This is a genomic window from Clostridium sp. UBA6640 (genome assembly GCF_002455975.1).
GTDB lineage: Bacteria > Bacillota > Clostridia > Clostridiales > Clostridiaceae > Clostridium_J.
In genome coordinates, this window is sequence record NZ_DKLM01000163.1 from 19,041 (window position 1) to 26,185 (window position 7,145).

7 protein-coding genes are annotated in these 7,145 nt (G+C 27.9%); 5 read left to right on the plus strand and 2 right to left on the minus strand.

Going from position 1 to position 7,145, the window contains the following annotated elements; translation table 11 throughout:
* Positions 1-108: 108 nt before the first annotated feature.
* Together B2W91_RS18710 and B2W91_RS18715 are read right to left on the minus strand one after the other, a co-directional pair.
* Positions 109-2,013 carry an NAD(+) synthase gene (locus tag B2W91_RS18710; RefSeq protein ID WP_291583683.1) on the minus strand — a complete coding sequence of 635 codons (1,905 nt, stop codon included), beginning with the start codon at positions 2,011-2,013 and terminating at the stop codon, positions 109-111.
* Positions 2,014-2,099: 86 nt separating this feature from the next.
* The gene (locus B2W91_RS18715) at positions 2,100-2,696 is read right to left on the minus strand and encodes a flavin reductase family protein (protein ID WP_291583684.1); all 597 of its coding nucleotides are present in this window, start codon (positions 2,694-2,696) and stop codon (positions 2,100-2,102) included.
* A gap of 630 nt (positions 2,697-3,326) precedes the next feature.
* Between B2W91_RS18715 and B2W91_RS18720 the strand changes: the two genes are divergently transcribed.
* From B2W91_RS18720 to B2W91_RS18740, 5 genes are all read left to right on the plus strand, one after another.
* Positions 3,327-4,067, plus strand: coding sequence for an alpha-ribazole-5-phosphate synthase (locus B2W91_RS18720; RefSeq protein ID WP_291583685.1), 741 nt, complete (start codon positions 3,327-3,329; stop codon positions 4,065-4,067).
* A 221-nt stretch (positions 4,068-4,288) separates the two neighbouring features.
* Positions 4,289-5,059, plus strand: a complete 771-nt coding sequence (locus B2W91_RS18725) for an ATP-binding protein (RefSeq protein WP_291583686.1) — start codon at positions 4,289-4,291, stop codon at positions 5,057-5,059.
* 351 nt (positions 5,060-5,410) lie between these two features.
* Positions 5,411-5,746, plus strand: coding sequence for a DUF898 family protein (locus B2W91_RS18730; protein WP_291583687.1), 336 nt, complete (start codon positions 5,411-5,413; stop codon positions 5,744-5,746).
* Positions 5,747-5,987: 241 nt separating this feature from the next.
* Positions 5,988-6,464: a GNAT family N-acetyltransferase gene (locus B2W91_RS18735; protein ID WP_291583689.1), complete on the plus strand. Its 477-nt coding sequence runs from the start codon at positions 5,988-5,990 to the stop codon at positions 6,462-6,464.
* A gap of 354 nt (positions 6,465-6,818) precedes the next feature.
* Positions 6,819-7,145: cell wall-binding repeat-containing protein (locus B2W91_RS18740; RefSeq protein ID WP_291583691.1), on the plus strand; the 327-nt coding region annotated here is incomplete at its 3' end.

The following is a 7,145-nucleotide window of genomic DNA, read 5'->3' on the forward strand; positions in this document are numbered from 1 at the left end:
AATTTTTCATTCTTCATTATTAATCCTTAATTTCTAATGGGTTAATCTGTTTCTATAAGGAATTTATTTTCCAGAGTATATATTAAGTTTTCACATTGGATCCCTATATTATATCCAAGAATTATAACTTGCATCTGAAGGCATTTTTAAATCTCCTCTAGGAGAAAGGCTTATAGAACCTACCTTAGGACCATCAGGTAAACAAGAACGCTTAAATTGCTGAGTAAAGAATCGTCTTAAGAAAGTGTTTAACCATTTCTCAATTTCTTCATTAGAATAAGTTTCGACAAAAGCAGCTTTAGCTAAAAATGATAATTTTTCAGGAGTTGCTCCTTCTTTTATAAAATGATATAAGAAGAAGTCATGAAGCTCATAAGGGCCTACTATATCCTCAGTTTTTTGTGCAATATTGCCTTCTTTATCCTTAGGAAGAAGTTCTGGACTAACAGGTGTATCTAATATATCTAGTAAAATTTCAGAAACCTCACCACTTAACTCTTTTTCTGCCACATAATGCACTAAATATCTAACTAAAGTCTTAGGTATAGAACAGTTTACAGAATACATAGACATATGATCACCATTATAAGTAGCCCATCCTAATGCAAGCTCCGATAAATCTCCTGTACCTATTAAAAGGCCACCTTCCTTATTTGCTATATCCATTAATATTTGAGTTCTTTCTCTTGCTTGAACATTTTCATAGGTTACATCATGTTTATCTACATCATGGCCAATATCCTTAAAGTGTTGAAGACAAGCATCTACTATATTAATTTCTCTAGTTTCTGTATTTAGATGCTTACAGAGATTTATAGCATTATTATAAGTTCTATCAGTAGTACCAAAGCCAGGCATTGTAATAGTTAATATATTTTTTCTATCCACACCTAACATATCAAAGGTTTTAACAATTACAAGTAATGCTAAAGTGGAGTCAAGTCCCCCAGAAATGCCAATAACTGCTTTTTTTGATTTTGTATAAGAAAATCTCTTAGCTAGAGCAGCAGCTTGAATATTAAAAATTTCTTTACATCTTCTTTCTCTTTCAATTTCATTCTTTGGTACAAATGGATGTTTATCAATATAACGATTGAAGCTTATAATTTCTTTGTTTTTGAATTCAAATTCTATAATTTCTGCATCATAGGGGCAAAAGTGAATACTATCTCTAAAACTTACATTTTTTAAACGTTCACTTTTTAATTTATCCACATCTATAGTTGATGTAATAATTTCATTATGTCTTTGGAATCTTTCATTTTCACAAAGCGTGCTGCCATTTTCACATATCATTAAATGCCCGCTAAATAATAAATCAGTACTTGATTCAAAAACACCTGATGAAGAATAAATATATGCACTCATACATCTTGCACTTTGATTTGAAATTAAATTTCTTCTATACTCTGCTTTACTTACAAGTTCATTTGAAGATGATAAATTACATATTATATTCGCACCTAAAAGACTTAAATAGCTACTAGGTGGTATAGTAACCCACAAATCTTCACAAATTTCAAAACCTATTTTTATATCACCACAAGTAAAAATAAGATTTGTTCCAAAAGGAATGTTTTCACTGAAGCTTAAAGATACTTTTTCGTTAGTTAAATTTAAACCACTGTTAAACCATCTTTTTTCATAGAACTCTGAATAATTAGGTAGATAACTTTTAGGAACTATACCTAGTATTTCACCATCAAGTATTATAACTGCACTATTATATAACAAATTTTTATGCTCTATTGGTGCACCTACAGCAATTAGTATATCTTTATGTGTAGAAAACTCACAAAGCTCTTTTAAAGCTTTTTCACTTTTATTTAATAATTGTCTTTGATAAAATAAATCTCCACATGTATAAGATGTAATAGAGAGTTCAGGAAGCACTACAAGTTTGCAATTTTCTTCTATAGCTTCCTCAATACAGTTTTTTATATTTTCTACATTGAAATCTACATCTGCTACATTAGTAATAGGACAAGCAGATGCAACTTTTAGAAATTCCATAGGATTTCACTACCTTTCATAGTATTTAGGCATTAAAAAATAACTATTCAAAAATTCTAAGCAGTTATTTTTAAAGATGCCTTAATTTATCTTTTAATTTTTTTCTTTTTCATAGTTTTCTTTTTCATTACAGAATAGCCGAAGGATCCTAAAGCTTTAGGATTTAATGCAAAATATTCTCCATGACAATAGGAGATAAGATTTGCCTTTTCAAAATGAATTTTACCTTTTTCATCAATTAAGTCACTATTTACATGTGAACATACTATTTCAGCTAAAAATAAATCATGACTACCCAAAGGAGTGATACTTTTAACTTTACATTCAAGAGAAATAGGACAATCTTCTATTAATGAAGCAGAAATATTTTCGCATTTTGTCATCGTAAAATTCATTTCTTTAACTTTATCAATAGTTCTACCTGAACGAACTCCACAAAAATCTACTTCCTTAACTAAATTTTTGGAAGGAAGATTAACTACAAATTCCATGGTTTCTTTTATGTACTCATAGGACAATCTTTCAGGTCTAATTGCCACTGTAATCATAGGAGGTTTAGTACATGCTGTTCCAATCCAACCTACTGTAAAAACATTATCTTTACCTTCATTATTCTTACAACTAATTAGTACCACTGGCACTGGATTAAGCATAGCACTTCCTTTAAACGTAACTTTTTCCATTAACAGTTCACTTCTCCTTCTGTATATAAAATCTTTTATTTTATAAAATTATCTTTAGTATTATACAATAGATGGGATGAATTTACTTATAGATAAAGTATCTTAAAATTAATAGCTAATATAGCTACGTTATTAGACGATTTAATTCACAATTCATAATTGTGGATATTTCTCAGTAAAACTGAGAAATTTAGAACTGATTCTCTAAGTATATTATTGAAGAAATCTACAATTCATATTCGATTATATCAAATAAGACATCTGAAAGAAAATAGTTAGTTAAAGATGCAAAATGGATGAGTATACTAACTAGATATTTTTCTGAATATGCATCCTATCAGACAAGGTGTCAGGTTCTGATTATAGTAGAGCTATGAGAGGGTTCTGTGAGCGTAGTATGATGGAAAATAGGCTAACATACTGCGTTATTATTTTTTTGAAGAGGCCTGAAACATTAGTATAAACTAAATAAGAATATGGTATTATAAATAAAAAATCAAATATAATTAATTTTACTTGGTAACATTAATAGTTGATATTAAAAATACTTTAAAACCATATGGAATAAATTTGATGTATAATGAAGTTGGAAAAAGTTTAAGAAACAGTAACATAAGGAGGAAAATCTACATGAAGATAAATAAAATAAGAGACTTAGTGTTAGTTGATATAGATGAAAATAAATCTATGGTAATTGCTTGTGATAGCTGTGGAAGTATAGGAGACAAGCCACATGATGCATTAAAGGTTCCATCTTTTATAACAGGAAAATATACAGTTAGAGTAGGACTTTTAGAAGTATTAAGTAGCGGTGCAGAAGTGGTTACTGTTATTGATAATGTTTGTGCAGAAATGAAACCTACGGGAGAAGAAATAATAAAGGGAATCAAAAGTGAATTAGAATTGGCAGATATTAACGATGTTGCGCTTAGTGGAAGTACAGAAGAAAATTTCCCTTGTGTTTCTACAGGATTAGGAGTAACTATAATTGGAATTAGTGAAAAATCTAAACTTAGGGTGAATAATATAAAAGATGATGTTCTAATTTATTCTATAGGAATACCTAAAGTTGGAGAAGAGATAAGTTATGAATATGATGAGGATATTTTTCAATATGATGTTCTTTACTATTTAAGAGAATTAAAAGAGGTCAAAGAAATTGTTCCTGTAGGATCTAAAGGGATATTATATGAAGCAGAAGAACTAGCTAAAAATAATGGTATGAAATTTGTCTTAGAAAAAAATATAAACATAGATATAAATAGAAGTTGTGGTCCTGCAACAGTAGCTATAGTAGCTTTGAATAAAAATATTGAGGAAGAAATAAAGGCTATTAAAAACTCACATAAAATTGGAATCATAAAAAATTAACTCTGTAACATAAGTTACATACCAAAAACATTTAAGTTGATATAATTTAATCATGGATTGAAATTAAATTAACACACTATAGTAGTTAAATAATCTTAAAAAATCAATAAACTAGTATGTTAGACTATTTTTTCTTTTATATTCTTAAAATAGATTAACATATTTGAAGTGTTATTTTCTTTTAGATTTTTAAATCAATGTGTGCTATGGAGGTATAAATTATGATTAGAAAAATTGTTCATATAAATGAAGAAAAATGTGATGGTTGCGGCATATGTGTAGATGCATGTCATGAAAGAGCTATAGAAATAGTAAATGGTAAAGCAAAGCTTGTTAGTGATACGTACTGTGATGGACTAGGAGATTGTTTAAATTGTCCTCAAGGTGCTATTGAAATAATTGAAAGAGAAGCAGGGGCTTATGATGATGAAGCAGTGAAAAGAAGAATAGAGGATATGGATAAATTACAAAAAGAGACTAAAGGTGAAGGAAAAGCTATGCCTTGTGGATGCCCTGGAACAATGGCGAAGAAAATTGAAAGAAAGTCAGGATTAAGCCTAAGCACAAAGGCTTTAAAGAATGATAGATGTGATTGCAATTCGAAGGAAAATGAAAAAAGTAGTATTAATTCAGAGTTAAGCCAATGGCCAGTACAATTAAGATTAGTAAATCCTAATGCATCATATTTTGAAGGGGCAAACTTATTAATAGCAGCAGATTGCACTGCATATGCTTATGCAAATTTTCATAGAGATTTCATAAAAGATCATATAACTGTAATAGGTTGTCCTAAACTAGATGACAATGACTATTATAGAGAAAAGCTAGCTGAAATTTTAAAAAGCAACAATATAAAAAGTATAACTGTTGTTAGAATGGAAGTGCCTTGCTGCTCTGGGATAGTAAGTTCAATTAAAAATGCAATGCTTCAATCCCAAACTATAGTACCTTATAGAGAGGTAATAGTAGGGATAAATGGAGAATTAATTTAAAAGTAATAAAGTAAAAAAATAATTAAATATTCGATTATTAATACAATGATAAGCGTGATAAAGATTTTATAAAATAATTTCATAAAACCACCCCATTAATAGTTTATGAAAGCATAATATAAAAAAATTCTTAAATAAATAAAATTCTTAAATAAATATAAGAATTTTATTTACTTAAATTTGAATATATGATTTTAAATATTTTATAGAAAAGTTTATATAATAATTTAAAAATTATTAATATTAATTTGCCAAAGATTAAATAATTTTAAAGCTTTATGATTAATGGTATTTTTATATAAAAGTTCCATTATAATATTGTTGTAATAATATTTAATTCAGGGGGATAAAATGGAATTATCAAAGCGTAATGTAAGTGGGCAATCTTATTTTGACGGAGGATTACTTCAACTAATAGGATGGAGATTACTAGGAATATTAATAACTGTAGTAACTTTAGGAATATGCTATCCTTGGGCAGTATGCATGGTTTATGGCTGGAAGATTAATCATACTGTAATAGAAGGTAGAAGATTAAAATTTACAGGAACTGCTGTAGGATTATTTGGTAATTGGATAAAATGGCTTCTATTAACCATTATAACCATAGGTATATACGGTTTTTGGGTTAGTATCGCTCTAGAGAAATGGAAAGTAAAGCATACTATCTTTCAGGATAGTATTTAGTATCATTTTATTGAAAACAATTTAGAACTAATTATTAATATTATTACTTTATCTAAAAGCGTGGTGTTTTCACCACGTTTTACTATTTTAGAATAAGGCTGTAGAAATTGAGATTCTGCAATTTTTAAAAATTTCTAGAGGTTTAAAATTTATATAATATTGAGTTTGTTATTGATAATAATTTGTACTAAAGTATATAGTATAACAAAAAGCTTAATACAAATAGAGAGGGTTAAAAAATATGAATGATATTATAGATAAGTTAAATATTAAAGAAATAAAGGATGAAGAGTTATTTCCTTATGACTTAATGTTATTAGCAGACCCTTCACTGGATTTAATAAAAGAATATATATCTAGGGGGGAAGTCTATATTGCAGAACTACATAATGTAGTAGTTGGAGTATATGTATTAATTAGAACTAGACCTGCTACTATGGAACTTGTAAATCTTGCTGTAAATGAAAATTTTCATGGAAAGGGAATAGGAAAGGCACTAATTAAAGATGCAATAGAAACAGCAAAAAAATCAGAGATGAAAACCTTAGAAGTAGGTACAGGAAATTCTAGTATTTCTCAGTTAGCACTATACCAAAAGTGTGGATTTAGAATAAGAAGTATAGATCATGATTTTTTTATAAAACATTATGATGAGCCTATTATAGAAAACGGAATACAATGTGTTGATATGATTAGGTTATCAATGGATTTAAATTAAATTACAATATTACAAAAGACATGAGAATAAATAAACTATAAATTAATATTCTCATATAAAATTTAATAGCAGCATCTATTAAAACATATCTTGAAATCAATATATTTGAAAAAAATAAGGAGTTTAGTTCTAAAATTAAAATTGCTTTAGAACTAAACTCTATTTTTATACCTATAAAATTCGACATAATATTCCATAAAACGCTTTATAAGACGATGATAAAACATTAATAATACCTATAATAGTTAAATAAAAAATAAAAATTTTAAGAAAATTTTTATTAAATTAAAATTGAAAATATAAATAAATTATGGTAACCTTTAATAGATAAACCAAAAAGGGGAGATAAAGTTAATGAAAAAAAGTATTTTAAAAATTTTTAGTTGTGGACTATTAGCTACTTTATTGTTTAATAGCACTGTAGTTTTTGCAGCAGAAGCAAAAAATGAAAATGCTATACAAATGATGATGGAAAGCGAGGCTAATAATAGTTCTGAAGATGTTTTTAATTTTTCAGGAGAGTGGGTGGAATCTTCAGTAGAAACTACTACTAAGAGGCTATATGGAGGCAATAATACAGGAAGATACGAAACGGCGGTAGCTATTTCTAAGGAAAAATGGGCAAATGGATCAGATACAATAGTGCTAGTTACCGGAATGGATTATCCAGATGCACTTAGT

Bases quoted from the DNA above. Each gene is read 5' to 3' on its own strand.
- B2W91_RS18710 (WP_291583683.1), bottom strand. From the start codon at position 2,013: ATGGAATTTCTAAAAGTTGCATCTGCTTGTCCTATTACTAATGTAGCA.
- B2W91_RS18715 (WP_291583684.1), bottom strand. From the start codon at position 2,696: ATGGAAAAAGTTACGTTTAAAGGAAGTGCTATGCTTAATCCAGTGCCA.
- B2W91_RS18720 (WP_291583685.1), top strand. From the start codon at position 3,327: ATGAAGATAAATAAAATAAGAGACTTAGTGTTAGTTGATATAGATGAA.
- B2W91_RS18725 (WP_291583686.1), top strand. From the start codon at position 4,289: ATGATTAGAAAAATTGTTCATATAAATGAAGAAAAATGTGATGGTTGC.
- B2W91_RS18730 (WP_291583687.1), top strand. From the start codon at position 5,411: ATGGAATTATCAAAGCGTAATGTAAGTGGGCAATCTTATTTTGACGGA.
- B2W91_RS18735 (WP_291583689.1), top strand. From the start codon at position 5,988: ATGAATGATATTATAGATAAGTTAAATATTAAAGAAATAAAGGATGAA.